This is a genomic window from Streptomyces bambusae, from assembly GCF_020532645.1.
GTDB lineage: Bacteria > Actinomycetota > Actinomycetes > Streptomycetales > Streptomycetaceae > Streptomyces > Streptomyces bambusae.
In genome coordinates this window covers 77,711-104,065 of record NZ_JAJAUZ010000026.1, presented here as the reverse complement: position 1 = coordinate 104,065, position 26,355 = coordinate 77,711, and the positions used below count along the sequence as shown (strand labels likewise).

Annotated in this window: 23 protein-coding genes; 14 read left to right on the top strand and 9 right to left on the bottom strand. The window is 70.7% G+C overall.

Annotation, left to right across the window (positions count from 1 at the left end; translation table 11 throughout):
* Window positions 1-61 precede the first annotated feature (61 nt).
* Together LG634_RS19655 and LG634_RS19650 are read left to right on the top strand one after the other, a co-directional pair.
* A complete protein-coding gene (locus LG634_RS19655; RefSeq protein ID WP_226735187.1) occupies window positions 62-940 on the top strand; it encodes a helix-turn-helix transcriptional regulator in 879 nt (292 codons plus the stop codon).
* A gap of 332 nt (window positions 941-1,272) precedes the next feature.
* Window positions 1,273-1,797 carry a P-loop nucleotide/nucleoside kinase family protein gene (locus tag LG634_RS19650; protein WP_226735186.1) on the top strand — a complete coding sequence of 175 codons (525 nt, stop codon included), beginning with the start codon at window positions 1,273-1,275 and terminating at the stop codon, window positions 1,795-1,797.
* Between the two features lie 234 nt (window positions 1,798-2,031).
* Here the strand turns inward: LG634_RS19650 and LG634_RS19645 are convergent, their stop codons facing one another.
* A complete protein-coding gene (locus tag LG634_RS19645) occupies window positions 2,032-2,463 on the bottom strand; it encodes an alpha/beta fold hydrolase domain-containing protein (RefSeq protein ID WP_226735185.1) in 432 nt (143 codons plus the stop codon).
* On the opposite strand from LG634_RS19645, the gene LG634_RS19640 reads away from it, so the two are divergent.
* The 3 genes from LG634_RS19640 (at window position 2,458) to LG634_RS19630 (ending at window position 4,190) form a co-directional block, all read left to right on the top strand.
* Window positions 2,458-2,724, top strand: coding sequence for a hypothetical protein (locus LG634_RS19640; protein ID WP_226735184.1), 267 nt, complete (start codon window positions 2,458-2,460; stop codon window positions 2,722-2,724). The genes LG634_RS19645 and LG634_RS19640 overlap by 6 nt on opposite strands.
* The gene (locus LG634_RS19635; RefSeq protein WP_226735183.1) at window positions 2,721-3,413 is read left to right on the top strand and encodes a TetR/AcrR family transcriptional regulator; all 693 of its coding nucleotides are present in this window, start codon (window positions 2,721-2,723) and stop codon (window positions 3,411-3,413) included. Before LG634_RS19640 ends, LG634_RS19635 begins: the two co-directional genes overlap by 4 nt.
* 207 nt (window positions 3,414-3,620) lie before the next feature.
* Window positions 3,621-4,190 carry a GNAT family N-acetyltransferase gene (locus tag LG634_RS19630; RefSeq protein WP_226735182.1) on the top strand — a complete coding sequence of 190 codons (570 nt, stop codon included), beginning with the start codon at window positions 3,621-3,623 and terminating at the stop codon, window positions 4,188-4,190.
* A gap of 1,014 nt (window positions 4,191-5,204) precedes the next feature.
* Here the strand turns inward: LG634_RS19630 and LG634_RS19625 are convergent.
* Both LG634_RS19625 and LG634_RS19620 read right to left on the bottom strand, forming a co-directional pair.
* Entirely contained in the window at window positions 5,205-5,633 is a 429-nt protein-coding gene (locus LG634_RS19625; protein WP_226735181.1) for a nucleoside deaminase, read from the bottom strand.
* Window positions 5,630-6,505, bottom strand: coding sequence for a TIGR03619 family F420-dependent LLM class oxidoreductase (locus LG634_RS19620; RefSeq protein WP_226735180.1), 876 nt, complete (start codon window positions 6,503-6,505; stop codon window positions 5,630-5,632). The genes LG634_RS19625 and LG634_RS19620 overlap by 4 nt, the downstream gene beginning before the upstream one ends.
* A gap of 95 nt (window positions 6,506-6,600) precedes the next feature.
* On the opposite strand from LG634_RS19620, the gene LG634_RS19615 reads away from it, so the two are divergent.
* Window positions 6,601-7,071 carry an Lrp/AsnC family transcriptional regulator gene (locus LG634_RS19615; protein ID WP_226735179.1) on the top strand — a complete coding sequence of 157 codons (471 nt, stop codon included), beginning with the start codon at window positions 6,601-6,603 and terminating at the stop codon, window positions 7,069-7,071.
* A 572-nt stretch (window positions 7,072-7,643) separates the two neighbouring features.
* Here LG634_RS19615 and LG634_RS19610 read toward each other — a convergent pair.
* From LG634_RS19610 to LG634_RS19600, 3 genes are all read right to left on the bottom strand, one after another.
* The gene (locus tag LG634_RS19610; protein ID WP_308072588.1) at window positions 7,644-7,814 is read right to left on the bottom strand and encodes a cysteine hydrolase family protein; all 171 of its coding nucleotides are present in this window, start codon (window positions 7,812-7,814) and stop codon (window positions 7,644-7,646) included.
* Window positions 7,815-8,013: 199 nt separating this feature from the next.
* Complete coding sequence (locus LG634_RS19605; RefSeq protein ID WP_226735178.1) at window positions 8,014-9,087, bottom strand: IS110 family RNA-guided transposase; 1,074 nt, start codon at window positions 9,085-9,087, stop codon at window positions 8,014-8,016.
* Window positions 9,088-9,321: 234 nt separating this feature from the next.
* Window positions 9,322-10,248 carry a helix-turn-helix domain-containing protein gene (locus tag LG634_RS19600; RefSeq protein WP_226735177.1) on the bottom strand — a complete coding sequence of 309 codons (927 nt, stop codon included), beginning with the start codon at window positions 10,246-10,248 and terminating at the stop codon, window positions 9,322-9,324.
* Window positions 10,249-10,431: 183 nt separating this feature from the next.
* Between LG634_RS19600 and LG634_RS19595 the strand changes: the two genes are divergently transcribed.
* On the top strand, window positions 10,432-11,337 hold the full coding sequence (locus LG634_RS19595; protein WP_226735176.1) for an alpha/beta hydrolase family protein: 906 nt from the start codon (window positions 10,432-10,434) through the stop codon (window positions 11,335-11,337).
* Between the two features lie 181 nt (window positions 11,338-11,518).
* Here the strand turns inward: LG634_RS19595 and LG634_RS19590 are convergent, their stop codons facing one another.
* Entirely contained in the window at window positions 11,519-11,692 is a 174-nt protein-coding gene (locus tag LG634_RS19590; RefSeq protein ID WP_226735175.1) for a hypothetical protein, read from the bottom strand.
* 123 nt (window positions 11,693-11,815) lie between these two features.
* Between LG634_RS19590 and LG634_RS19585 the strand changes: the two genes are divergently transcribed.
* The 3 genes from LG634_RS19585 (at window position 11,816) to LG634_RS19575 (ending at window position 16,042) form a co-directional block, all read left to right on the top strand.
* Window positions 11,816-12,355, top strand: a complete 540-nt coding sequence (locus LG634_RS19585; protein ID WP_226735174.1) for a YbhB/YbcL family Raf kinase inhibitor-like protein — start codon at window positions 11,816-11,818, stop codon at window positions 12,353-12,355.
* 107 nt (window positions 12,356-12,462) lie between these two features.
* Window positions 12,463-13,359 carry an AraC family transcriptional regulator gene (locus LG634_RS19580; protein ID WP_226735173.1) on the top strand — a complete coding sequence of 299 codons (897 nt, stop codon included), beginning with the start codon at window positions 12,463-12,465 and terminating at the stop codon, window positions 13,357-13,359.
* Window positions 13,360-14,254: 895 nt separating this feature from the next.
* Window positions 14,255-16,042, top strand: coding sequence for an ABC transporter ATP-binding protein (locus tag LG634_RS19575; protein ID WP_226735172.1), 1,788 nt, complete (start codon window positions 14,255-14,257; stop codon window positions 16,040-16,042).
* A gap of 166 nt (window positions 16,043-16,208) precedes the next feature.
* Here LG634_RS19575 and LG634_RS19570 read toward each other — a convergent pair whose 3' ends face one another.
* Both LG634_RS19570 and LG634_RS19565 read right to left on the bottom strand, forming a co-directional pair.
* Window positions 16,209-17,465, bottom strand: coding sequence for a cation:proton antiporter domain-containing protein (locus tag LG634_RS19570; protein WP_226735171.1), 1,257 nt, complete (start codon window positions 17,463-17,465; stop codon window positions 16,209-16,211).
* A 269-nt stretch (window positions 17,466-17,734) separates the two neighbouring features.
* Window positions 17,735-18,991 (bottom strand): DUF418 domain-containing protein, encoded by a 1,257-nt coding sequence (locus LG634_RS19565; RefSeq protein WP_226735170.1) that lies wholly within the window; start codon window positions 18,989-18,991, stop codon window positions 17,735-17,737.
* A 536-nt stretch (window positions 18,992-19,527) separates the two neighbouring features.
* On the opposite strand from LG634_RS19565, the gene LG634_RS19560 reads away from it, so the two are divergent.
* From LG634_RS19560 to LG634_RS19545, 4 genes are all read left to right on the top strand, one after another.
* On the top strand, window positions 19,528-20,154 hold the full coding sequence (locus tag LG634_RS19560; RefSeq protein ID WP_264203340.1) for a response regulator: 627 nt from the start codon (window positions 19,528-19,530) through the stop codon (window positions 20,152-20,154).
* On the top strand, window positions 20,151-21,272 hold the full coding sequence (locus LG634_RS19555; RefSeq protein ID WP_226735169.1) for a sensor histidine kinase: 1,122 nt from the start codon (window positions 20,151-20,153) through the stop codon (window positions 21,270-21,272). Before LG634_RS19560 ends, LG634_RS19555 begins: the two co-directional genes overlap by 4 nt.
* A 239-nt stretch (window positions 21,273-21,511) precedes the next feature.
* On the top strand, window positions 21,512-21,892 hold the full coding sequence (locus tag LG634_RS19550) for a CU044_2847 family protein (RefSeq protein ID WP_226735168.1): 381 nt from the start codon (window positions 21,512-21,514) through the stop codon (window positions 21,890-21,892).
* Between the two features lie 160 nt (window positions 21,893-22,052).
* The gene (locus LG634_RS19545; RefSeq protein ID WP_226735167.1) at window positions 22,053-26,339 is read left to right on the top strand and encodes a serine protease; all 4,287 of its coding nucleotides are present in this window, start codon (window positions 22,053-22,055) and stop codon (window positions 26,337-26,339) included.
* Window positions 26,340-26,355 lie beyond the last annotated feature (16 nt).

The window sequence follows — 26,355 nt, the reverse complement described above, 5'->3', positions numbered from 1 at the left end:
GGGGCGGGGGGCCCCCCGGGGCCCCCCCCCCCCCACCGCCCTGACCGGCCACAATCGTCGTATGAGCACCGTAACCAGCCTCGGCGACTTCCTCCGGACCCGCCGCGCCCGCCTCCACCCACGGGATGTGGCCCTGCCGGACTTCGGCGGCACGCGCCGGGTCGCCGGCCTGCGCCGCGAGGAGGTCGCCCAGCTCGCAGGAGTCAGCATCGACTACTACACGCGGATGGAACAGGGCCGCGTGGCCAACCCCTCGGACACCGTGCTCGACGCCCTGGCCCGTGCACTGCGGCTGAACGACGACGAGAGCCGGCACCTGCACCAGCTGGCCCAACCGCGGCAGACCACCCGTCCGGCGCGCCGGCACCAGGCCGGCCGGCAGCACGTACGGCCGATGCTCCAGCGACTGCTGGACGAACTGAACGACATGCCGGCCCTGGTGATGGGCCGGCACATGGACATCCTGGCCTGGAACCCGGCAGCGGCCGCCCTCTTCGGCGACTACGCCGCCATGGACCCGGCCGAGCGCAACATCGCCCGCATCACCTTCCTCGACCCGGCGTCCCGAGACCTGTACGCGGACTGGTCCGCCTGCGCCCGCGAGAACGTGGCCTACCTCCACCTGGAGGCCGGCCGGAACGGCCCCGGCGACCCGCGACTGGCACACCTGATCGGGGAGCTGTCGTTGAAGAGCGAGGACTTCCGCCGCTGGTGGGCGGAACACCCGGTCCAGGACAAGACCTCGGGCATCAAGCGGTTCCACCACCCGTTGGTCGGCGACCTGGAACTGACCTACGAGAGCCTGCGCGCAGCCGACGACCCCGACCAGGCACTGATCACGTACGCTGCCCAGCCGGACACCTCGTCGCACGACGCCCTCCACATGCTGCTCGCGTGGACCGCCCCCACAGCCACGGGTGCTCATCAGCCGACCGATTGACGAGCACGACGGGGTCCGGTCCGGTGACACACCCGTTGGTGCCTCACCGACCGGGTATGGCCCCCCAATGCAGGTCGGCTGCCTGTACGACCGGAAACTCACCGGTGACTTCCCTCCGGCTGGTCGGTAACTGCCGGAAACCCACTCGGCGCGCTCGGATCGATGCGGATGACTTTTCCGGACCAAGCAGCGTCGTGATCCACTGGGGAGATCCCGAGAAGTGTGCGGCGTAACCAGCCAGGTCGCTCTCTGCCGGGAGCCGCGACGCGGGCCTGGCGATCTCGGTGGAGAAAGCAGTTGTCCTCCCCGTGGTTTCCGTGAACGATCCGGGTGTGACCACGTTGTTTCTGACAGTCGGCCTTCCGGGGGCCGGCAAGACCACAAGAGCTCGGCAACTGGCCAAGGAGCACAACGCGCTTCGGCTGACGCCTGATGAGTGGATGATTCCGCTGTTCGGTGAGCCGGAGGCGGACGGGAAGCGCGATGTCCTGGAAGGACGGCTGCTCTCGCTTGCCCTGGATGCGCTGAGGCTCGGAACCGACGTGGTCTTGGATTTCGGATGCTGGTCTCGTGACGAGAGGTCCGCCATCCGCTGGTTGGTGGAGTCGGTGGGCGCGTTCTGCGACCTCGTGTACGTGCCGGTGGACCTGGAGACCCAACGCGCTCGGATCGCCCATCGCCAGTCGACCACTCCGGACCAGACCTTCCCGATCAGTGAGGCGGACCTCGTGCACTGGAGGACGCTGTTCGAGGAGCCAAACGCCGCGGAGCTCGGGGGGCATGAAGTCGGCAGTCCGCCGCCTGGTTGGCCGGGCTGGCCGGAGTGGGCCGCCGATCGATGGCCGTCTTTCGCATGACTGTCCGGCCCCACCCGGGTCCGAACCCGTGTGGGAGCGCGATCGACCGGCTCCTCGCCTGCAGATCAGCGGCGTCGGAGGGATCGGACTGCCGTCCGGGGGCCGTCAACACCTCTGTGTCGACCACCAGCGCACTCTCCCGGCCAGCACCTCGCGGCAGCCGACGACCGGACGGTGCAGCCTGATCCCCTCGACGAAGTCCGGGCGCGAGTCGACCAGGGCACCGCCACGTCGTCACGCTCGCCCAGGAGGCCGACCGGCTGTTCGCCGCTCCGAAGGGCGCGGATGGGACACGGGCCGGAGCGGTCTTCGCGTGGAGTCTCGGCATGTCTGCCCGGATCGAGGGTGACTGCAGTCCTCGATCAGCGCGAATGCCTTCACCGGCGCCTGGACGCTGTCGAAGAACCGGCGGGCGAGCTCCGGCGAGGTGAGGACGTCCTTCTCGCCCTGGAAGAGGAAGAAGGGCAGCTCGAGCGTGGTGCCGTCCGCCCAGTCGTCGAACCCGGCGGTGCCCTGAGTGATCTGCTCCGAGAGGGTCATCCCCTGGAGGAAGCGCCCCAGCTCGCGCAGCGAGTGCGGCGGTGAGAACCACAGGGACCCCATGACGATCTTCTTCATCGTCTCCAGGGTCAGGGGGTCGCTGATGGCCAGCAGCTTGGCGTGCATCGCGCGTTCGCGGGCCGTCCATTGACGCTCGTCGGGGTGGAGCGCCTAGACCGCCGCCAGTTCCTTCCGCTTTCCGCCCGCGCGCAGCCGGGCGAGCAGGGCCTGGTGTACGGAGTCGTCGCGACCGGCGTCGTGGATGTTCTGGTCGGTGCCGACGCATGCGGAGTAGCGCTCGGGGAACTCGCGGGCGAGCCCCAGGCCGAAGGCGCTTCCGTAGGAGTGACCGAGCAGTACGACCTTGTCGACGGCCAGGCGACGTGAAGGCGAGCTTCGCGTTGCTCTGGGGCGAGCAGGAGCCTCCGAGCAGGGGCCCGAAACCCTCGCTCTCCGCGACCCGCATCGCCGAGGCGGCCCTCGACATCGCCGACACGGAAGGGCTGGACGCGGTCTCGCTGGCGAGGGTCGCCAAGGAGTTCGGCGTCACCGCCATGGCGCTCTACCGGTACGTCCCCGGCAAGGTCGAACTCCTCGACCTGATGGTCGACCTCGCCATCGGTCCCCCGGCCGAAGTCGGCGACACTCCCGGTGGCTGGCGCCCCCAGCTGACCGAATGGGCCCGGCAGTGCCTGGCGATGTACCGTCGCCACCCGTGGATCCTGGCGGCGACCGGAACACGCCGTCAGATCATGGGCCCGCACCAACTTGGTTGGCTCGAAGCGGTCTTGGCCGCACTGGCCGGATCAGGCCTGACACCCGCCCAGCGGCATGACACGTTCCTGCTGCTCGTGGGCCACGTCTGCATCGTCGCCCAGCAGTACGTCGACCACGACGACGCAGCGAGCGACGAGTGGGCGCGCCTGACGGCCCAAGCCCTGGAGCGCCACGAGCAGCGCTTCCCCACCCTGACCCAGGCGATCGCGGCGGGCGCCTTCGCACCGCGGAAGGCGAGCCCGCTGGACTTCGACCTGGAACGGATCCTCGACGGAGTGGCCGCGCTGGCATCCGACTGAGTCATGACTCACCGGGGCGAATGCCATAACGACGAAAATGGCCCCCAAAGCCTCAACAACCCGGGGAGCGATTCAGACAGCTCCTCGGCCGCGATGTGAGGGCGGCCGTGCCGTGCTCCTGCCCTCCGCCGGCACCCCCCACCCGGTCACGGCTGCGGCCCGAAAAACTCAATGGACCGGCCGACCTGCCTCGGTCATGATCCTCACGTGATCACTTACCTTGAGTCCGAGCGTCTGACCCTCCGCCACTTGGTGGCTGCCGACGCGGACCTGCTGATCGAGCTGGACAGCGACCCGGCGGTGATGCGCTACCTGAGCGGCGGCGCTCCGACCCCGCCGGAGGAGGTCCGCGATCTCGCCATCCCCAGCATCCTCGCCGGCTACGAGCGCTGGGATCACGAGCTCGGCCTGTTCGCCGCATACGAGAAGGACGGCGGCGCGTTCGTCGGCTGGTTCTGCCTGCGTCCGCTGCGCAGCGGCCCGCGTGAGGAGGCCGAACTCGGCTACCGCCTGCGTCAGGCGGCCTGGGGCCGGGGTTACGCCACCGAAGTATCGCAGGCGCTGCTGGCGAAGGGGTTCGCCGAACTCGGCATCCGCATGGTCTGGGCCGAGACGATGACGGTGAACCGCCCTTCGCGCAACGTCATGGAGAAGCTGGGGATGACGCTTGCGGAGAGCATCCCCACGCCGGACGACATGATGGCGATCGAAGGCTCCGAGCACGGGGGCGTACGGTACGAGATCACGAAGGAGCAGTGGCAGCTGCGGCAGGCGTAAGCGGCGCGAGGCGAGGCTCCCCTGAACGTGAAGCCATCGGCTCGCGCGGCCTGGTCCCAGCAGTGGCAGGCGTAGCCGTCACGCGTTTGGTGTTCGCCCGCGGGCTGCGCTGCTTCCCCGGCCGGCGTTACGTCTGTGCGTACGGGGTCGTGTGTGATGTGTGGCCAGCCGCCTCTGCCGGTGGGGCAACTCGTCTCGGGGGTGTTGCGGACCGGGGTGGCTGGCGCTCGGCGAAGCCTGCTACCGAGCAGACGCACCAGACCCGGAGATGGGTCTGAGTCTTCCGGCGAGTGCCTGGAGCGCGGAGGCGGCGCGATGGCGGGGGCAACTGGTCGGCCGGGGCCCGGGACTTCCGTGCGTGTGTGCTGGGTCGCCCGCCGGCCCGGGCGGGCCGTGCCGCGGGGCGGCGCGTGGTTCGACACCTACGGGGGTGCGGTACCGGCCGCTGGCAAGGTGGCCGGTGTTCCTCGTACGCGCCGGCACGGTGCCCACATCATCGGATGAATGGCCGACGCAGTGGCTGCGCGCCGACGCCCGGGCTCGATGTATGCCACGGCACCTGGCAGGCAGCGCCCCCGGAGTAGTACCCCGGGCTGTCTACGGCGAGATGGTGCGCTTCGGCAGCCTGCCACAGGCCACCCCGCCGTACCGGCCGGCGGGCAGCCCGTTCGGCTGGGCGCCCCGCTCCCCTGGCTATTGCCCGGTCTCCGTCGGCACCAGGTCGAAGTGGTCCCCCTGGTAGCGGCCACCTCGGTGCGCCGGAAACCCTCCGGTGACCCCGCACAAGTCACGGTGCTTTTCGCGGACCTCACCGGTCTGCCGGAAGTCACCGGTGACTTCCTCCGGCCGGTTGGTGACTGTCGGAAGTCTCCGGCTGTCTTCGTGCACGATGACCTGCGACCGGCTGGAGGTCGCGCCCCCAGGATCGGTGTGGCGTCACATCCCCGCAGCCCGTCCGGACGTAACCCCCGATTTTCTGCGAGCCCTCAGTGGGTTGCGCCCCGGGGCCGGCAGTCAGCGGTAGTAGGGCTTGACCACAGCCCGGACCTCGTCCAGCAGCGCGGGGCCGTCCTGCGGCACGGGGGGTCGGCTGCTGCCCGGCCTGATGTCCAGGAGCTGTTCGTTGGAGAGGGCGAACACCACTCGTCGCAGCCCGGCCCACTGGATGACGGCCTCGCACATTCCGCACGGCTGACAGCTGGTGTACATCGTGGTGCTCGCCGCCGTCTCCGGGTCGAGTTCTCTCGCGGCCCACCTTGCCAGTTTCAGTTCCGGGTGTGCGGTGACGTCGTTGTCGGTGAGCGTGGTGTTGTGCTCCTCGGCCAGGATCGTCCCGTCCGGTCCTGCCAGCAGAGATCCAAAGGGCGGGTTGCCGCTCGCGCGTGCCTTGGCTGCGAGCGAGATGGCCCGCCGCAGCAGGGCGTGGTCCTCGGGTGTGGTCATGACTGCTCCATCGTGGCGCGGGGTGGGGTGCCGGTTGGGGGGAGGTGCGCGGCCACGGTGGCGAGGGCCTGCCAGGCCGCCTGCGGGTGACATGTCGCGCGGGGGTCGCCCGGGTAGGTGTCGAGGACGACGGACGTGGCCCCCAGCAGCCGCAGTTGGTCGAGGTCGTCCATGATCTGGTCGATGGTGCCCTGACCGGCGAGCCGTCCTGCTCCGTCGACCGGTTCCTCGGTGAGATGCAGCGCGATGCGGGGAGCCAGGGCGGGCGCGGGCACGTGCTGCTCGTCCGCGTACGTCTGCAGCCTGCCTGCGGCTTCGCGCAGCCACGGCACGGTGGGGCGCAGCGGATGCCATGCGTCTCCGAGCCGTACGGCCCGGCGCAGCCCCGCGTCGCTGTTGCCGCCGACCCACACCGGGATCCGGCGCTTGCCGTAGGTGGCGGTGTCCTTCCAGGCATCCCGGATGTCCCGCAGGTGATCGTCGGTCAGCTGCCCGCGCTGTGAGAAGGGGATGTCGAGGGCTGCGAACTCCTGCCGTGCCCAGCCCACTCCCACGCCGAGGACCAGCCGGCCGCCGCTCAGTTCACTGAGATTGGCCGCCATTCGGGCGGTGAGCAGGGGGTGGCGGTAGGGAGCGATGAGGACCGTCGTGCCGAGCCGGACGTGGGTGGTGAGGCCGGCCAGCCAGGACAAGGTGGTGAAGGGCTCGTAGAAGGGTGCCGGGTAGCGCTCGGCGACGTCCGGCGTGATGGCTATGTGGTCCGAGAGCATCAGCAGGTCGAAGCCCAGGCCCTCCACGGTCTGAGCCCAGCTCCGCAGCACTCCGGGGTCAGTGCCCGGGCCGAAATTGGGGACGTTCACTCCGATCTTCATAAGGGCCAACCCTAGGCACGACGTACGGGCTGCCAGAAGGGCTTCGCGCCTGTTCAGGGGCGGTTCAACCGTGGATCCGCCGGTAGAATCGGTGTATGACCGAGAGTCTCGATGCAACGGACTGGGCGATCCTGACGGAAGTCCAACGGGACGGCCGGATCCCGTTCACCGAGCTGGCGCGGCGGGTGAACCTGAGCGCGTCGGCCACCAAGGAGCGGGTGCGCCGGCTCGAAGAGGGCCGGGTGATCACGGGGTACCGCGCGGAGGTCAACCCCGAGCGGATCGGCTACCCGGTGATGGCCGTGGTCCGGCTCAAGTACCCGGGGCCGGGAACCCGGCACGAGCCGCTGCGCCGGCTGCTGGAGAACCGTCCGGAGATCATGGAGTGCCTGCGCACCACCGGAGACGACTGCTACGTCATGAAGGTGGCGGCCACGTCGATGACCCACCTGGAGGAGATCGTCGACGAGCTGGCCGAGTTCGGGAGCACCACCACCAACCTCGTCCTCAGTCGGACGCTTCCCTTGCGCGGCCCAGGGGTGCCCAGGGTGAACACCATCGAGTAGGCGCGGACACCGTTCCATCGCCGAAGACCCGGCCTGCCGCCCAGTAGCGGCAGCCACCCCCGGCGGCCGTGAAGACCATCCACGCCCCCCACCAGCCCGCCCGCTCCCACCAGTCCCCGACCCCGCACGGTGGATACGACAAGCAGATCGGTTGGGTTCCCGTCGGCGAGGAGCCGGTCGCTGTCGCGGTGTGGAGGGTGTCGCCGGACGGAGGCTGGGAGTAGAGGTTGCAGACAGGAGGACGTCAGAACCCGGCGCCTCCCTGGTGGGGTGCGGCCGGGTCGATGTCTGCTCGGGAAGCCCGGGATCACATCGTCGAGTGGTTCGTGCAGGGTCGTCTGCCGCAGGCGAACGCACCTTGAGCCGGACCGAGTTGGTCCGGGCTGAGGCACACTGTGACAGCAGCGGCGGGGTGGCGCGGGCGCCGGGACCGCGCCCGTCACGGTTGCCCCGCGGGGCTGTTCGACTCGGTGGGGGGCCGGGTCAGAGCCCCATCGGGGCGGCCGGCCCCTGACCCCTGGGGGAGGTCCAGTCGACCGTCAGTTCGGAGATGATCGGTGCCGTCGAGGTGATCACGGCGCCGGTCTGCTCCACGCGACGGAGCGCGGCACGGCATCGTCGCCGATCTTGGTGAAGGTAACCGACGCGTCGGTGACCACCGGCACTTCGTGCCCCTCGTCGAGCATTCGGAGGTCCGGGAACACGACGCAGACGCAGACCTCGGTCGTGATGCCGGCGACCACGAGCCTGCGTCGCCGGTGTTCTCGACCGCCTTGTTGAAGTTCTCGTCGTGCATCGCGTTGACGATTCCGGTGCGCTTGATCCGGTCGGCGAATGCCTTCGGTGCGATCTCTTCGAGTTTCGGTACCAGCGGCATGCCGAGGGCGGTGGCGATCTTGGCTGCTGTGCTGCCTTCACCGCTCCGGAAGCTCCTATAGATCGTCAAGTGGTCTGCGGGAGCGGTTCGTGGTTTCGGGCTGTGTGGGGTAGATGGCGGTAGACCTCGCGGGCGACGAACCGTTTCAGGCAGCGGACGATGTCCTTCTTGGTCATGGTCATGCCTTCGGCGGTGCGGCGGGCGAAGTACTCCTGGGTGCGCTGGTCGTACTTCATGCGGACCAGGACGATGGTGTGCAGCGCGTTGTCGGCCGCGCGGTCGCCACCGCGGTTGAGGCGGTGGCGGTTGGTGCGGCCGGAGGAGGCCGGGACCGGAGCGGCCCCGCAGAGGTGGGCGAAAGCGGCCTCGGAGCGGAGTCGGTCGGGGTTGTCGCCCGCGCTGGCCAGCAGCTGGCCAGCGGTTTCCGGGCCGACGCCTGGCAGGGCGATGAGCCTGGGGGCGGCCTGGGTGACCAGCGGAGCGATCTCCCGGTCGGCCTCCTTGATCTCCTCGTCGAGTGCCTGGTAGCGGCGGGCGAGCCTGTGTAGTGCGGTCTTCACCGCGCAGGCCGGGTCGGCGAGTTCGCCCGTGGGGCGGGAGCGGGCCAGGGTGTCGATCAGATCCTTCGCGGACAGTCCGCGCAGCTTGTCCCGGGCGCTGGAGGGCGCGGTGACGATGAGGGTGCGGACCTGGTTGAGGGTCTGGGTGCGGGCCTTGACGGCGCTCTTGCGGACCACCCGCAGGGCCCGGATCGCCTCTACGATCCCGTTGCGGGCCTTGGGCGTGCCCGCGGCCCGCCCCGACAGGACCGCGGTCGCGGCCGCGTAGGCGTCGATGGCGTCGGACTTGCCGTTGTCACGCCTGGCCTTGCGGTCGGGCCGGTCCACCTCGACCACGGTGACCTCGTTCGCGGTGAGGAACCGGGCGATCTCGGCACCGTAGGCGCCTGTCCCCTCGATCCCGACGGCCAGGACCTCGCCGTGCGAGCGCCGCCAGTCCAGCAGCCTGCGGTAGCCGGTCGGGGTGGTCTCGAACTGCTCGGTGGCCAGGTGCCGGCCGATGCTGTCGATGACCGCGGCCTGGTGGAGGTCGGCGTGGGTGTCGATCCCGCCGACCACCGCTATGTCCTGTGCTGCCATGCTGTTGTGTGCTGCCCTTCCAACGCGCGCCGATGGGAGGGCGCGGGCCGGTCGGGCAGACGGACAAGACAGTGATGGGACCTTTGGCCGGGCTCCTGTGAAGTCACATAAGCCCGACCGGCCACACGCCGGGTGGCACCGCCCGGCAGGCCGACGATTCCGGAGCAGGACAGCCGAAGCGCCAGTCAGTCGAAGAGTCAGACCCCCGAGCGGTGCCATGGCCAATCCTCACTGTCAGTCGTCGGTGCGGGGGGCGTCTTGCCGGACACCGGGCCGCCGGACGTTGCTCGTCCTACCGGGGGAGCGCTCGGTCGGCTCGGGGACGTGGCCGGCGGTCCAGCTGGCCAGGATGCGCAGCGCGTCTTCGGAGTCGCTGCCCGGCTCGGCGCCGTAGGCGAACAGGATGAGGCCGTCGGCGGGCAGGTCGAGGGATTCGTAGGCGAGGTGAAGGGTGCCGACCACGGGGTGGTGGATGGCTTTGGCGCCCTGGTGGTACTGGCGGACGTCGTGGCCGGCCCAGCGGGTACGGAAATCGTCACTGCGGGTGGACAGCTCACCAATGAGGTCGGTGAGGTCCTTGTCGTAGGGGTCGCGGCCCGCCTGGGCGTGCAGGAGCGCGACCAGGTTGTCGGCGGCGCTTTCCCAGTCGCCCCAGAACTGGCGGGAGCGGGGGTCCAGGAATATGAACCGGCCATGGTTGGGGGTGGTGCCCCCGGCAGCTTCGATCATGGGGGCGTACAGGGCGCGGCCGAGGCTGTTGGCGGCCAGGACGTCACCACGGCCGTTCAGGACGAACGCCGGGCAGGTCATGGAGTCCAGGAGGCGCTGCAGGTTCGGCCGTACCGAGGCGGCGGCCGCCCGGCGTCGGCGCCGACGCCCCGGACCGGCGGCGCGGGCAAGATCCTCCAGATGGGTGCGGTCGTCCTCACTCAGCCGCAGCGCCCGAGCGAGGGCGTCAAGGACCTGGTCCGACACACCGGACAGATCGCCGCGCTCCAGCCGCGCGTAGTACTCGACGCTGACCCCGGCGAGCTGCGCGACCTCGGCGCGCCGCAGTCCCCGTACCCGACGGGGGCCATGGTCGGGCAGCCCCACCTGCTGCGGGCTGATCCTGGCGCGGCGGGAGGTCAGAAACTCCCGGGTCTCGGCTGCATTGTCCACGGTTTCCAGATTAGGGCGGAATCCCGGGCCCATCCCGGAAGGAGGGGTGCCCTGCCAGTACACCTTTCACCAGTGGCTTCTCCCCAGCCCGAAAGTTAAGTTCATATAGCCGAAGGAAATACCAGACGATCTCACCACCAAACAGAAACAGAAACAGAAACAGAAACAGAAAGAGGCAATGTCATGGCGGATGTTTCGGAGATGGTCAAGGGTCTGGCGAAGGGCCTCAGCAGCCCGGTGCGTGCGCCGATCCTGCACACGCCGGACGAGTACGGGATGGCGTACGAGGACGTCACGTTCCCCTCCCTGGACGGCACCCCGCTGGAAGCGTGGTGGATCCCCTGCCCGGGCTCGGACAAGCTGATCATCGCCAACCACCCGATGCCCATGAACCGCTACGGCTTCCCCTCGCACCTGCCGCCGTGGCAGTTCGTCCCCGGCAACACCATCGAGGTCAACTACATGCGGGAGTACCAGCACCTGCACGAGGCCGGTTACAACGTGCTGACCTACGACGCACGCAACCACGGCCAGAGCGGCGACGCCAACGGCTTCATCTTCACCTGGGGCCAGTTCGAGTCCCGCGACGTGGCCGGCTCGCTGCGGTACGCCAGATCCCGCCCCGACGCGGCCACCATGAAGGTGGGCCTGCTCAGCCGCTGCATGGGCGCCAACGCCACGTTCATGGCGATGACCCGGCATCCGGAGCTCTTCGCGGACGTGCACGCCCTGGTCGCCATCCAGCCGATCTCGATGCGCGCGATGGTCGAGCGCAACCTTGAGGCGATGGGGATCGCGGACCAGTTCGAGGCCGTGGACCGGGAGGTGGAACTGAACCTCAGCTTCACCATCGACGAGGTGTCGCCGATCGAGTACGCCAAGAACTGCCAGGTGCCCACCTTCATCACCCAGGTGCATGACGACGCACTGACCAAGCCCTCCGACGTGCAGGCGATCTTCAACGCCGTCCCCGTCGGCGACAAGAAGCTGTTCTGGATCGAGGGCAGCACCCGGCGCTGGGACGGCTACAACTACTTCTCCGAGCACCCCGAGCAGCTGGTCGAGTGGTTCGACAAGCACGTGAACTGAACCCGTGTCACCCTCGGGCCGCCTGAACGGCCCGAGGGTGACACGCAACGGCGCACGTCTCCACCACCGCTACAGCAGCGACGCAGACATCCCGGTTTCACGCATCTCGTCTGCAGCCCTCACGGCGCGGTAACGGTGACCCTGTCTCCCATGCGTAACACCCTCGACCGGGACGAGCACGTCACAGCATGCGGTGTAGCAAGTGGTCGCGGTCGACGAGCTGGTGCTCGAGCACGAGCCCGATGTGCAGGGCCGCGGCGATGTAGAAGACGATGTGTGCCGCAACGTGGGAGGCGAGCAGACCGTCGTCACCGAAGAGTCCGTAGCCGCCGACGCCGCACCTGCGCTCCGGCACCGGGCAAAGATCGCAACCTCTTGCACGATCCTGCCGGGCGGACGCCCTGCTCGCCGGGTCCGTGTTCCGATGGGGACACGCCCAGGGCAGCAGCCCTCGTAGACACGATGAAGGAGCAAGACGTTGAGCGATCAGGTGCAACGGCCTCCTCTGCCGCACGCCTTCCACCCGCCGGTGCCCGAGTTGTCGGTGAGCAGCACGGACGTGACCGACGGCGGGACCCTCCCGGACGCACACGTGTACGCGAAGGGGAACTCCTCGCCGCAGATCGGCTGGTCGGCCGGGCCCGAGGGCACCGGCAGTTACGCGGTCACGTGCTACGACCCGGATGCGCCGACCGGCAGCGGGTTCTGGCACTGGACGGTCTTCGACATCCCGGCGCACGTCACCGAGCTGCCGGCGGGGGCCGGAACCGGAGACTTCACCGGGCTGCCCACCGGTGCCGTGCAGGTACGGAACGACTACGGCAGCAGGGACTTCGGGGGAGCGGCACCTCCGGCAGGGGACGGCCCGCACCGGTACGTGTTCACGGTGTATGCCGTCGACCGGGAGAAACTGGGCCCGGATGCGGACGCGTCGCCGGCCCTGGTCGGCTTCCACCTGCGCTTTCATGCCAGCGCCCGTGGCCGGATCATTGCGCACTACGCGCACACCGGGGATTAGACGCCCTGGCCGGCCCGGCACGCAGCGGCCCGCCCGATCTTCTTACGTTCTTGCACGATCCTCCTGCTGCCAGGGGGATCCTGCGGGACTCGTGATGAGATGGGGGCATGTCTCTCGACGAGCTCCGCGACCTGCTGGGCCGCCATGCGCGGCCCGATCTGAGCACGGCCATCGACGGCGTCCGGATCTGCCGGGCCGAACCGGGCGCCGAGCCGGAGTACACGATGTCCGGCGTGGTGCTGGCGGTCATCGCCCAGGGGGCCAAGCGGCTCGCGCTCGGAGACAGGGTGTACGAGTACGGGGTGGGCCAGTACCTGGTCGCCTCGGCCGACCTGCCGGTGGTGGGCCGCATCGCACAGGGGCCCGAACTCGGATTCGGCATGACGCTGGATCCCGCCGTCATCGCGGAGCTGATGCTCCGGGCGGGGCCCGGCGACCTGCCGCCGTCGTCCCGGTCGACCCGGCCCGGGATCACGGTCAGCGACGCACCGGCCGAGCTGATCGACGCCGTCGTGCGGCTGCTGCGCCTGCTGGACCGGCCGCGTGACCGCCGGGTGATGGCCCCTCTGATCAAGCGCGAGATCCTCTGGCGGCTGATGACGGGGGAGCAGGGAGAGACGGTCCGGCAGCTCGGCCTCGCGGACAGCGGCCTGACCCACGTCACCCGGGCGGTTGGCTGGATCCGCGAGCACTACGCCGAGGCCTTTCGGGTCGAGGACCTGGCCCGGTCTTCCGGGATGAGCGTCTCCGCGTTCCACCGGAACTTCCAGTCGGTCACCGCGATGAGCCCGATCCAGTTCCAGAAGCAGATCCGGCTGCAGGCAGCCCGGCTGCTGCTGGCCCGCCGCCCCAACGACGTGACCGCAGTCGCCTCCAGCGTGGGATACGACAGCCCCTCGCAGTTCAGCCGGGAGTACAAGCGCCAGTTCGGCGCGCCACCGCGCGCCGACGCGACACGCATGCGCGCCCTTACCGGTGAGTTGGTGACCACGGCGGGCGGGTAGTGCAGAGTTTCCCGTCCTGCCCGACGCCGACGGGCGGAATCGGGCGACTTGATCGATCGCCGTCCGGCAGCCCGCGTTTCCGCGACGGCTGCCGAACCCCTGTGCACCCGGAGCCGCTTGCGGACCTTCGAGCAACTGGGGCTCCTCGGGGGCGCGGTGGGTGCCGTACTGCTTCGGCCGGAAGCGGGTGCGTGCGAGAGGCGGTCTTCACAGTGCTCCTGCAGCTTGTCGCGGACCGGGGTCCACTCCAGAGCGGACCGGATGCCGTCCTCGAGAGACAGCTTCGGCGTCCGGCCGAGGAGTTCGGCGGCCCGGTCGCTCTTGGTGTAGACGCCGGCGACGTCACCGAACCTCGGTCATGCGGTGGTGACCGCTGGCGCGCGGCTCTGTGCCCCGCAGCCCGGCGGCCGACTGTGCCGCGTCTCCATTTTCCGGTGCGGACAGCGGTCCGGCAGTGGACGGGACCAGCAGATCTGCACAACAGCCGAACACCGGGCGATCACGGTGTGTGCTGGGGGTTCCAGCCACTTGGCGGGGGTGGAGCCGACGATCGTCGGATGGCCCACGGAACGCCTCGGCCTCCAGGCTGGTGGCATGACAGAGCGTACGCAGGAGCTGGAACCCGGCACTTCCCGTCGGCTGTCGACGGGAGCAGGGGCCCGTGGGAACGCCCGGCGGCACGCGAGCGGGCTCTGGGAGTTCCCCGGCATGGCGCTGGTGGCGAGTGTCCTCTGTCTGGCTGTCGTCCGCCCTGACCTTTGCGCTGTCGTGGTGCACACGCTCGCCGCGACGGCCGTCGAGCCGACTCCATGAGCCGAGCGCCAAGGCCCGTTCCGGCCGGTGCCCGCTGCTGCTGACGCGGTGCGGGGCCGGCCACCGAGAGATAGGGAATCTTGTGAACACCGCATCCGCCCCGGAGGCGACGGGTGCCGAGTGCCTGCGCGTCCGGGAGACGCTCAAGGCGCTGTACGGGTACGTCCGCCCGCACCGGTGGACCGTCGTACTTGGTCTGCTGCTGGCGCTGGCAGGGGCCGCCGGGGGACTGCTGCAGCCGCTGGCCACGAAGGAGCTGGTTGAGCGGCTCTCGTCCGGTGGCACCCTTGCCGGCATTCTGGCGGCGCTGACCGCACTGGTGCTGCTGAGCACGGTGGCCGAGGCGTTCGGCGCCTATGTCCTGGAGCGGACGGCGGAGTCGGTGGTCCTGGCCGCTCGCCGCAGCCTCATCGGCCGGCTGCTGCGGCTGCGGCTCTCGGCGGTGGACCGGATGCAGCCGGGTGATCTGATGTCCCGGGTGACCTCCGACACCACGCTGCTGCGGGCCGTCAGCACCCAGGCGGTGGTCAACGCCGCGACCGGGACGGTCACGTTGATCGCGGCGGTCGTGGTGATGGCCTTCCTCGACGCAGTCCTGCTCGGCGTCACCCTCGTGGTGGTCGCGGTCGTCGGGGCGGGCGCCGCCTTGGTGATGCCGAAGATCGGGCAGGCCGCCGAACGCTCCCAGGCCGCCGTCGGGGAGCTGTCCACCGGCCTGGAGCGGGCCTTCGGCGCGTTCCGCACCGTGAAGGCGTCCGGCGCCGAGGAGAGGGAGACCGCCCGCCTCGAGGCTTCTGCCCGCCGGGCGTGGCGCCACGGCGTGCGCGGCGCGAAGTGGGAGGCCCTGCTGGGAACGGCGGACAACCTCGCCGTCGAGCTGGCGTTCCTCGCGGTGCTCGCGGTCGGCGGGGCGCGGGTCGCGTCCGGGGACATCCCCGTCTCCACGCTCATCGCCTTCCTGCTGTACCTGTTCTACCTGATGGAACCGGTGTACAGGCTGGTCGAGTCCGCTTCCGCCTACCAGGAGGGTGCGGCCGCGATCGCTCGCATCAAGGAAGTGGACCGCCTGCCGGCGGAGCCGTCGGCCACACACGAGCCGGCGCAGGCCGAGGAGCGTCCGGCGTCCGTCCGCTTCGAGAAAGTCTCCTTCCGCTACGGTCCCGGGCTGCCGTACATCCACCAGGAGGTGGACTTCGAAGTGCCGGGCGCCGGAATGACCGCCTTCGTCGGGCCGTCGGGTGCGGGCAAGTCGACGCTCTTCTCACTCGTCGAGCGGTTCTACGAGACGGCCGGCGGACGCATCCTGGTCGACGGCACGGACATACGGGAATGGCCCCTGTCCGGGCTGCGGTCCGCCATCGGGTACGTCGAGCAGGACGCGCCGGTGCTCGCCGGCACCCTGCGGGAGAACCTGGTCTTCAGCGCGCCCGCCGCGACGGACGACGACATCCGCGCCGTCCTCGCCCGCACCAGGCTCGACACCCTCGTCGAGCGTCTCCCGTACGGCCTGGACACCCTGGTCGGGCACCGCGGTTCGAAGCTGTCCGGCGGTGAACGCCAGCGCGTCGCGATCGCCCGCGCACTGCTGCGCAAGCCCCGGTTGCTGCTGCTGGACGAGGCGACCTCGCAGCTCGACGCGGTCAACGAGGTGGCGCTGCGGCACGTCATCGCCGAGACGGCACGCGAGACCACCGTCCTGGTGGTGGCGCACCGCCTGTCGACGGTGACGGAGGCGGACCGCATCGTCGTCATGGACCAGGGCAGGGTCCGCGCGATCGGCACCCACGAGGAGCTGGTGGAGCGGGACGAGCTGTACGCACAGCTCGCCACGACCCAGCTCCTGACCCCGGCCGGGCGCCCCGCCGGGTGACAGAAGTGGCCGAGCGCTGCCCCCGCCGCATGGCGGGGGCAGCGCTGGTGGTGGCACCGGACTCCGGAGTCTTCATGCCCGCCCATGGGGCAGGGGCCGGCGGGGTCCCGCTGAACCGAGCGGACTGCCGCGGGCGGCCCAGGTGTGACCCGGCCGGTTCGGGTGTTCAGCGGACCTGCTCCGGGCTGGCTGTCGTGGCGGGGCCGGCGGTGGTGAGCAGGCGGGCGAGGGGTGTGGAGGCGAGGCCGTGGAGCAGGACGCTGGCGAGCACGGTGATGGTCATGGCGTACAGGGCGGTGTCCGCAGCGGGGCCGTCGGGGAGGGCGTTGAAGGCGAGCAGGCCGAACACGATCGAGGTGGTGCCGCGGGGCCCGAGGGACCCGATCATGAGCCGTTCCCCCCGGGTGAAGTCCGATCCGAGGAAGGCGAGCAGGATCGGAGCGATGCGTACGACGGTGAGCGCGGCGAGGCAGAGCAGCACGGTCGGCACGTGGAGGCCGTCGGTCAGGGCGAGCACGGCGGCGTTTCCGAAGAAGAACCACATGCACATGGTCATGATCGAACTGGTGTCCTCGACGAGGCGGAAGTCCGTGGGGTCGGCGCCTCGGGTTTCGTGCCGCCGGGCCGGGGTCTGGCGGACGTACCGGAAGGCGATCCCGCAGACGAAAGCGGCGACGAAGCCGTTGCCGCCGGCCGCCACCGTCACGGTGTAGACCAGCAGCGGTGTGACCAGGACGAGGACGCGTCGGGACTGTCCGGTCATCCACTGCCTGCGATCGGCCGTGATCATCAGCCAGGCGAGCAGGGAACCGAGGGCGGCACCCACGACCAGGGCCTTCGCAGCGAACGGAACGGCCGTGCCCAGTGCCTGCAAGGGGGTGTGCGCCTGTGAGGTGGAGCCCGCCAGGACGAGCGCGAAGAGGAAGACGGGCGAGATGATGCCGTCGTTGTAGCCGCTCTCCACGTTGAGGACGTCGCGGACGCGTGCCGGGATCCGGGTGTCCCGCACGAGGGTCTCGGCCGGCGCGAAGTCGGTGGGGACGATGATGCACGCGATGATCAGGAGGACCACCGCGGGCAGGTCGGGGAGCATCAGCGTGCCGAGCGTAACGACGGCGGCCAGGCTCAGGGGCAGTGCCACCAGCAGGGTGCGGGCGGCTGCGCCGGGGTGGTTGCCGAAGAGCCGCCCGCCCGGCAGTTCCGTGGCGTCGACGAACAGCAGGACCGCCAGGATGACCTCGGCCACGTGCTGGGCGATCTCGGAGTTGAGCGTCACCGCGATCTGGCTGTGCGTGAACACCCCGGTGCCGACGCCCGCGAGGACCAGCACCACAGGGGCTCTGACGTGCCCCCGCTCAAGCCTGCGGGCGGCGAGCGCCCACCCGGCAGTCACGGCGGTGATCACGATGAGGACGAAGGTCATGTGGATTCCGGTTCCGGGGCGACAACACGTACGGAGTAAGAGGGGCCGGTCCCCGCCGCGCGAGGAGCATGCTCGTCAGGACTTCGTCAGCCCGGCCGCAGCCTAGGATCCACCGTCCGTGGTCGGCGGCGTCGAGCGTTCCTGCCCGAGCTGATCGGGGCCTGGTTCAGCCGTTCGGCGGGGTGCCGGCCCGGCGGTCGAGGTGTGCGGCCCGCGAGGGCAGTCGGAGCCGGGGCGGGCCGTGACAGGCCGCCCGCCCCGGCCCGGCGTCAGCGGACGTGCTTCGCCGGCTTGGTGGCGGCGTTGAGCAGCGCCTCCAACGGTCCCCGGCGGAAGAAGCGCGACCAGAGCGCGGCGAACACGATCGCCCCGAGGATGAACGCGAGCACGGGGATCCAGGAGGCCTGGCTGCTTTCGCCGGCCGATACGCCGAGCACGGACTGGGCGAGGAAGTGCCCGACGTACGCCGTCAGGGACATGGTGCCCACGGCGATGACGGGCCTGGCCAGACGGCGCAGGCGCGCCACGCGGTCCATGAGCACCGTCGCACCGACGATCACGAGGATGGCGACGCCGACGCTGCCGATGATGTCGAAGGTGGTGCCGCTGTGCGGCCCGGCGGTCAGCAGTTCCGAGGCCGCCCGCTGAGGGGCGTCGAAGGATCCGCTGCCGAAGGACGGCCCCTTCTCGAACGCGCCGGACGACTTCCCGCCCTCCGCCATGCTGCGCAGTGCGTCCTTGCCCGCCACGAGCAGGGACAGCCCGTACGCGCCGGCGGTCAGGGCGGCGCCGAGCGCGGCCAGGCGACGCTGGACGGAGACGGCCGAGAGGTCGAGGCGGGCCAGTGCCATGCCGGCGACCACGAACGACATCCAGGTGATCGTCGGGTAGAAGCCGGTCAGCAGCAGGTCGAGTACGCCGACCTCACTGACCTTCTTGAGCGGGTCGTAGGCGTTGACGGTCTGCTGGACGGATTCGCTGAGCTGCGAGTTCAGGGCGAATGCCAGCTGAGGTGTGACGAGCGCGAGCCCGGCTGCGGTGATCGCCAGTGCCTTGGCGGACAGCCGCAGCATTGGCAGGGCGAGGAGGAAGTAGACGCCGTAGAAGCCGAGGATGATCACGCCCCCGTACTCCATCGCCAGAACCGTGCCCAGCGCGAGCAGGATCACGGCCCGGATCGCGATCCGGGCCTTCGCCTGCCGGCCGGCCAGGCCGGTCTTCGGCTCACGGCGGCCGGCGATCAGCATCAGCGAGAACCCTGCCAGGGTGGCGAACAGGACCGACGAGTGGCCGTCGGCCAGGTAGCGAACCCAGGTGCCGACCCCGTGCGTGGACGACAGGGCCGGTCCGATGTGCACGATGTACATGCCGAACACCGCCAGCGCACGGGCCAGGTCCACGCCGACCAGACGCCCCATCGAGGGGCCGCCCGAGGGCTTCCCGGTGGACTCGGACGACCCCGCCGTCCGTGGAGGCGCGTGCTCCTGCGGAACGGATGTCTGCTGTGGCGGCTGCGTCTGTGTCATACGGACAACCTCCCGGTGCCGCCCGGAGGCGGACCATCCGTCAGGCTGTGGTGGCACCCCCGCCGACCGGCCGGGACCACCCCGCCGACCGGCGGGGTGGTCGCACGGTCAGAGGTGGCGGTCGAGGGCGGGCAGGAGCTCCTGGACGCGTCCTCGAAACGGTACGGACGTCGGCTGCGGCTGCGGCTGCGGCCCCCGGCGCGGGGCCACAGACGGTCGCATGGGCCGGCCCCACGGTACGAGGACGGCGGGCGCCATCCGCCGAGCATCGCCGGCCGGCCTGCCGACCGGCCGGAGCGCACCCCCCGACCGGCTGGCGCCGACCCGCCGGGTGTCCACATTCCAGGGGTGAGCACACCGCCACGTACTCTGCCGGGCGTACGGTCGACGTCAGGCGAATCCGTACAAGCACGTGAAGCACCCGGGCGTGCGGGTCGCAGAGCAGCTGGACAGAGCAGACGAGAGCGTGAGGCGGAACGCCGGTGATCCGGGTAGTGGTGGTGGACGACGAAGCTCTGGTGCGGTCCGGGTTCCGGATGATCCTGAACGCGTCCGACGGCATCGAGGTCGTGGCGACCGCCGAGGGCGCCCAGGCGGCCGACGTGATCCGGGACGAGCGGCCGGACGTCGTGCTCCTGGACATCCGCATGCCGGACGTGGACGGCCTGACCGTGCTGCGGCAGATCCAGGAAATGCCCGAACCGCCGCACGTGGCCATGCTGACCACCTTCGACACCGACGAGTACATCCTCACCGCATTGCGCTCGGGGGCCTCCGGCTTCCTCCTCAAGGACACCGAGCCCGAACAGCTCGCCCAACTGGTCCGCACCCTGGCCGCGGGTGGAGTGGTGATGTCACCGAAGGCCTCACGCGCCCTGCTCCGCAGCCACCCGGGGGCCGTAGCACCCCAGGACGCGGACACAGCGCGCGTCAGGCTGCTCAGCGACCGGGAACGCGACGTCCTCATCCTGATCGCGGAAGGACTCTCCAACGCCGACATCGGCACCCGCATCCACCTGAGCCAGGGCACCGTCAAGGACCACGTCAGCTCGATCCTCACCAAGCTGCGGGTCACCAGTCGCGTCCAGGCCGCACTGCTCGCCGAGCGCGCCGGAGTGCTCACGCGCACCGACGACGGCGCGACCCGGGACAACCGGCCATGAGCACGGCCCGGGCGCTGTGGCGGCGCCTGCCGCCCTGGTCCGTCGACACGGGCCTCGTGGCACTGGCCGCGCTCGACGCCTGGATCAACCTCCTGGGCGAGGGCACCCCTGTGATGTGGGCCTGCGCCGCCGTGGGCGCCGCCGGACTTTTCCTGCGCAGACGATTCCCGCTGGCCGTCTTCCTGCTGACCCTGCCCATGACCCTGTTCATGGACGTCGCGGTCGCCCCGATCGCCGCCCTGTACACCTTGGCCGCATCCACCCGCAACCGCCCCCTGCTCGCCGGCTGCGCCCTCCTGAACGCGACAGCGGGCACCCTCCTCTGGCCTTTGTCCGACGCGTTCGACGGCGACCGCACCTGGACGCTCGTCCAGTTCGTCTACACGCTTGCCACGGCCGCTGCCCCCGTCCTGTTCGGCCAGCTCGTCCAGGCCGGGCACGACGTGGCCCGCCAGCTCGTCGAGGTCGAAGAGGCCCGCGAACACGAACGCGCCCTGTACGCCCAGACCGTCCTCGCCCGAGAACGCGCCCAACTGGCCCGCGAGATGCACGACGTCGTCTCCCACCAGGTCAGCCTCATTGCCGTACAGGCAGGGGCCCTGCAGGTCGCCGCCAAGGACCCCGACGTCCGCGAGGCCGCGCGCACCATCCGTACCCTCAGCGCGAACACCCTCGACGAACTCCGCCACATGGTCACCCTGCTCCGGGCCTCCGGCGGCAAGGAAACCGAACTCACCCCCCAGCCCACCCTCGCCGACCTCCAGCAGCTCATCGCCAACAGCGGCATCGAGACCACCCTGTCCGGAGAGCTGCCGGCCGACATCAGCACCACCGCCCAGCGCACCGTCTACCGGACGGTCCAGGAAGCCCTGACCAACGTACGCAAGCACGCCCCTGGGGCCCGCGCCGACATCCGTCTGTGGCGTGACGCCCACGAGTTCGGCGTCACGATCACCAACACCGCTCCCACCCGCCCGTCCTTCGCCCTGCCCAGCGCCCGGCAGGGACTCATCGGCCTGAAGGAACGCGCCGAACTGCTCGACGGCACCCTCATCGCCGGGCCCACCCCACACGGCGGATACAAGCTCGAACTCCGGGCCCCCGCCCGGCCCGCCTGACCACGGGCAAGCCGGTGCTCCCGGACGTCGCCAGGTCCTGGAATCCCGCGGCGGCGTCGCCGATCCGCAGCCTGCCGGGCAGGCGGGCCTCGGCGACGACGACCGCCAACACCCCGCCGCCGCACGGGCATCGAGTGGTCAGCATCACAGGGGAACTGCAGTCCCCATTCGCCGGACGCCCCCACCCCGCCTGGCTGCCCTCGATACGATCTTGAGCCCCAGAGCATTGGAGTGGCGCCATGAGTGAACGTCCCGTCCACACGGTGGAAGTGCCCCTGGGCGACGGCAGCAGTGAGACCGTCCGGGTCCAGATCCGTGAGGTGGACGAGGCTCTCGTCCGCGTCGGGCGGGGCGGCCGTACGGTGGCGCGGGCCGAGCAGACGCTCGGGCAGATGCTGGACACCGTACGTCCCGTGGCGGAGAGCTTCGTGGGGCGGTTCTCCGGCATGGCCCAGGCGCCGGACGAGATCACCCTGCAGTTCGGGGTGTCCCTGTCGGCCGCCGCGGACGTCGTCATCGCCAGCACTGCGACGGCGGCCAACTTCTCTGTGAGCCTGACCTGGAACAGGAGCGACGGGACGGTCTCCGGTACCGATACCGGGCGGGTGCAGAGCGGTTGATGCGGGTGGGGGTCCAGTGACAGACGGAGCGCGAGGCGGGGACGGGGCCGGCGACGGCGACCTGTACGCCTCGGACAGGGACCACCGGGACAGTCGTGAGGCGGCCCCGAAAGGCGCGGTTCCGCGCCCCGACTCCCCGTACGGTCCCGAAGCCGCCCTCGTGAGCGCCGTCGTCCGCATCAAGGGCCGGGACGGCGTCGTGGCGGGCACCGGCTTCCTGGTGGCCGACGATCTCGTGCTCACGTGCGCCCATGTGGTCTCCGACGCCCTGGACCGGCCTCGGGAGGACGCCGTGGAGACCGGGGCCGAGGTCGCCGTCGATCTGCCGCTGGCCGCGTACGACGGCCGTGACCATACCGCCGTCGTTCAGCGCTGGATTCCCGTTCGGCCCGACCGGACCGGCGACATGGCCCTCCTGCGACTGCCGGAACCGATACCCGGCGCCCGGCCCCTGCCCCTGGTCGACCCGCCGCAGGGCGTCTGGCACCACTCCGCCCGGAGCGTCGGCTTCACGGACGAGCATCCCGGGGGCATCTGGCACAGCGGTACGTTCCGGGGGCCGACCCGGGAAGGATGGATCCAGCTGTCCCGGGGCGACGGCGAGGGCGTGCACGTCAAGCAGGGCTTCAGCGGCAGTCCCGTCTGGGACGACGACCTCGGCGCGGCCGTCGGTCTGATGGTGGCCGCCGAACCCGGGCGCGGCGCACAGCAGGCGTTCGCCCTGCGGACCGGCACACTCCTGGCAGCCCTTCCCGAGCTGCTTCCCCTGGTCGCTCCGCGCACGCCTTTCCGCGGGCTCACCACCTTCCGGGAAGCCGACGCCGGGGTCTTCTTCGGGCGGGGCGGCGACATCACCCGGGTGGCCGCCGCCTTGGCCCGCGACAGCCCGGTCACCGTGTACGGCCCCTCCGGCTGCGGGAAGTCCTCGCTGGTGCTCGCGGGAGTGGTACCGCGGATGCGGGAGGAGGGGTATGCGGTCCTGGTGGTCAACGCCGGGCACATCGCGTCCCTGCGCCACGCGCTCGCCGGCGAGCTGTACAGCCTGCACGTGGCGGAGCGGGCAGCGGGCGGGGGCGGGCCCGCTCCGGTCGGCAGTCCGGAGTCGGTGGCGTCCTTGCTGACCGAGCAGGGGCTGGCCGGCACCCTCCACCGCACGCTCGGTTCCCGGGCCGCCCGGGTCCTCGTGGTCGTCGACCAGGCCGAGGCCCTCCTGGACCGTTCCGAGGCGGAGGCGGCGGAGGCTGCCGGCCTGCTCTTCCGCGAGCAGCAGCCGGAGGGCATCCGCGTGCTCCTGACCCTTCGCTCCGACTTCGTGGACGCGGCGCTCAGCCACCCGGTACTGGGGCCGGCGCTGGACGGCGGAGCCACCATCCCTCTCACTCCCATGTCCCGGCACCAACTGGAGGAGGTGATCCGCGAGCCGGTCAGACCCCTGCCGGCCGTGACGTACGACCCTGGCCTGGCCGAGCGCCTACTGGACGACGCCGGCGGCGCTCCCGGCATCCTGCCTCTGCTCGGCTTCGTCCTGTCCCAGCTGTGGGACCGCCGGGCCGGGGGACGGCTGCGCCTGGAGACGTACGACGAGATCGGCGGGGTCTCCGGCGCCCTGGCGCGCTACGCCGAGCAGGCCTGGCGGGAGTGCGTGGCCCCGGCGGACGAGGCCGACGCCCTGCGGCTGCTGACCGGACTCGTCCGGGTGGTGCCCGGGGGAGACTCCCCGCTGCGCCGGATGATCACCCGCGAGGAGGCGGGCGAGGCGCGGTGGCGGATCGCCCAGGCGCTGGCCGGGCGTCGCCTGCTCGTCCTGCACGGCGACCTCGACGGAACGCAGACGGCCGAGCTGGCCCACGAAACCCTGATCACCACATGGCCGACGCTGGCCGCGCAGGTGAGGACCGACAGCGAGCTGCTGGCGGCCCGCGCGGAGCTGCGTTACGACCTCGACCGCTGGGAGACGGCCGGACGTTCCCCCGACCTGCTGCCCGGACCGCTGCAACTGGACGCTCTGGAAGCCAGGCTGTCGGTTCGGGAGTCCGAACTGACAGATCAGGAAAGGGAGTTCATCCACCTCGCACGCCGCCGCCACCGGCTCCGGCGCGGCCGCGTCCGGGTCGCGTGGGGCGCAGCCGCCCTCGTCCTGGCGCTCGTCGCCGGGCTCGGCACCTTCCTCGTCCAGGAATCCCGGGTCAGCGCCGTACGGGAGGCCGAGGGGCGGTCCCGGTCGCTGGCGGTCCTCTCGGACGAGCTGGCGCAGCGCGACCCGGGCGGTGCCGCCCTGGTTGCCATGGCGGCTCACGACCTCGCCCCCACCCAGGAGGCCCGCAACGCGCTGCTGCGACGCTACGACCGCTTCGTACAGGACAGATGGGCCCTGTCCGGGACCGAAGCCCTGATCGACCAGATGGCGACGAGCACGGACGGCCGGGTGGTGCTCGTGACGACCAAGGTCGGCGGGGTGACGAGCTCGAAGGGCGGCACCGTGCTCTTCGTCCGGGGCGCGGGCGAGCGGATCGTACGAGCCCGGCTCCCGCTCGCCGAACAGGTGTTCTTCCCGATGGTCAGCCGGGACGGCCGCAGGATCGGCTACCTGTCGACCAAGGACGGCGGCACCCTGGTCTGGCACGACGTGAACCGCGCGAAGACCGACGGGACGGCGGTGCTGGGGCGGGAGAACAAGATCCGCGGTGCGGAGTTCGGACAGCCGGGAACCTCGTTCGACCAACGCCTCGGTCTGGCGGACTTCTCACCGGACGCGCGCGAGGTCGTCACCGCGACCGACGGGAAGGTACGGATACGGGACCTGGCGACCGGGCACACGCGGGAGCTGCCCGGGCGGCCGCCCGCGATCGACCGGGTGTGGTTCGGGCCGGACAGCGACACGCTCGTGGCTCACCTGCGACCCGACGCCGAACAGAAGAGGACCGGGACCGGCTCGCTGGTGCGAGTCGACACCGCCACGGGAAGCACGCGGAAGCTCGCGACGGGCGTCCGGGCGTCGCAGGTCCCGGCTCTCGCCCTGTCGGGCAACGGCGCGGTGCTGACCGTCTGCCGGGACGGGCGGCTGGGGGCCGGCCCCACGTACGAGGCCGTCCGGGTGGCGGACGGACGGGTGCTCACGCGTCACGCGACCGGAAAGTTCTCCGGCTCGTGCAAGAGCATCGCGGCCGACGGTACGGGGGACCATTTCGCGGTCCGCACGGTGGGCGCCACCTGGCACGTCGTCGGGACCCGGCCCGGAAGCAAGGTACGGGAGGCCCTGGGGCCCCCGAGTCTGCCCACATCGCAGGACGAGGACCTGACCCTCGTGGGCGAGCCGGAAGAGCCCGTACTGATCGTCCGGGACGAGAGCGCGGTGACCGGACGCCCTTTGACCTGGAGCACCGTCACAGCCGACAGCCCTCCGGTGCTGCTCAGCGGTGCGGCCTGGGGCGAGGGCGGCGAGACGGTGGTCCGGCTCGGAGAGGACGGGGACGGCCTGGGCATCGTACGCATGGACGCGCAAGGGTCGACCGTCGTCAAAGAGGTGAAACGGCCCTCGAGGAAGGCGTGGTCCGAGTTCTCGCAGGACCTGCCGCAGGTGAAGAGCAACCGGAACGCGACGCTGGCCGCCGACCTCATCAGCCCGACCACGGTCCGGGTCTGGGAGCTCCCCTCCCTGCGGACGGCCACCGACATCGTCACCGCGCCGCCACCCCGGGACACGATGGTGCAGGTCTTCTTCGGCCCGGGCGACCAGTTGCTGACCGTCTCCGGCTTCCTCGTCGAGCACTGGAACGCCCGGGACGGCCGTCGTCTCTCGAAGCCGTTCGACGTCCGCCGGCTGGCGTTCGCCGCCAAGGACCCGGCACAGTTCACCGCTTCCTTCCACCCCGAGCCCGGACACGTACAGCTCCTGGTCGCCGGAGACCCGGTCGTCCATGCCGTTTCGCTGCGCACGGGCAAAGAGAACAAGGCGCTCGCGGTCGGGCTGCGGCCCGACGTCAGCACCGCCGTGCTCGACCGGAGCGGAGATTTCGCCGTCGTGCAGACCAAGGGGTCCATGGTGGAGGTGTGGTCGGCAGGGCGGGAGGGGCGGGCCCCGAGCAGGGTGCTGGGCCCGGTCGGACCGCTGCACCAGTACGGCGGGTTCCAGCACGGTTTCCGGGCGGACACCTCGGAGTACTTCCTGGCCAACGGGAACTCCGTACGGTTCCAGGACCTGGCGGACCCCGAGGACCGCGGCGAGTCCTATGTGTTCGCGGAGGAACAGGAGTTCCTGGCGGCTTCCCACGACGGCAGGACGCTGCTCCGGCGCATCGACAGAGAGGTGGTGAACATCCTCCGTCTCGACCCGGAGCTCTGGAAGAGAGAACTCTGCGACGTCCTCGGCCGCGACCTCTCCCGGGACGAACGCCGAGGCTTCCCCACCTGGCTGCCGCACCGGATCTGCCCGCCCGGAGGGCGCTAGCCTGTGACCCTGCCGG

Bases quoted from the DNA above. Each gene is read 5' to 3' on its own strand.
- LG634_RS19655 (WP_226735187.1), top strand. From the start codon at position 62: ATGAGCACCGTAACCAGCCTCGGCGACTTCCTCCGGACCCGCCGCGCC.
- LG634_RS19645 (WP_226735185.1), bottom strand. From the start codon at position 2,463: ATGCACGCCAAGCTGCTGGCCATCAGCGACCCCCTGACCCTGGAGACG.
- LG634_RS19625 (WP_226735181.1), bottom strand. From the start codon at position 5,633: ATGACCACACCCGAGGACCACGCCCTGCTGCGGCGGGCCATCTCGCTC.
- LG634_RS19620 (WP_226735180.1), bottom strand. From the start codon at position 6,505: ATGAAGATCGGAGTGAACGTCCCCAATTTCGGCCCGGGCACTGACCCC.
- LG634_RS19615 (WP_226735179.1), top strand. From the start codon at position 6,601: ATGACCGAGAGTCTCGATGCAACGGACTGGGCGATCCTGACGGAAGTC.
- LG634_RS19605 (WP_226735178.1), bottom strand. From the start codon at position 9,087: ATGGCAGCACAGGACATAGCGGTGGTCGGCGGGATCGACACCCACGCC.
- LG634_RS19595 (WP_226735176.1), top strand. From the start codon at position 10,432: ATGGCGGATGTTTCGGAGATGGTCAAGGGTCTGGCGAAGGGCCTCAGC.
- LG634_RS19580 (WP_226735173.1), top strand. From the start codon at position 12,463: ATGTCTCTCGACGAGCTCCGCGACCTGCTGGGCCGCCATGCGCGGCCC.
- LG634_RS19570 (WP_226735171.1), bottom strand. From the start codon at position 17,465: ATGACCTTCGTCCTCATCGTGATCACCGCCGTGACTGCCGGGTGGGCG.
- LG634_RS19565 (WP_226735170.1), bottom strand. From the start codon at position 18,991: ATGACACAGACGCAGCCGCCACAGCAGACATCCGTTCCGCAGGAGCAC.
- LG634_RS19560 (WP_264203340.1), top strand. From the start codon at position 19,528: ATGATCCTGAACGCGTCCGACGGCATCGAGGTCGTGGCGACCGCCGAG.
- LG634_RS19555 (WP_226735169.1), top strand. From the start codon at position 20,151: ATGAGCACGGCCCGGGCGCTGTGGCGGCGCCTGCCGCCCTGGTCCGTC.
- LG634_RS19550 (WP_226735168.1), top strand. From the start codon at position 21,512: ATGAGTGAACGTCCCGTCCACACGGTGGAAGTGCCCCTGGGCGACGGC.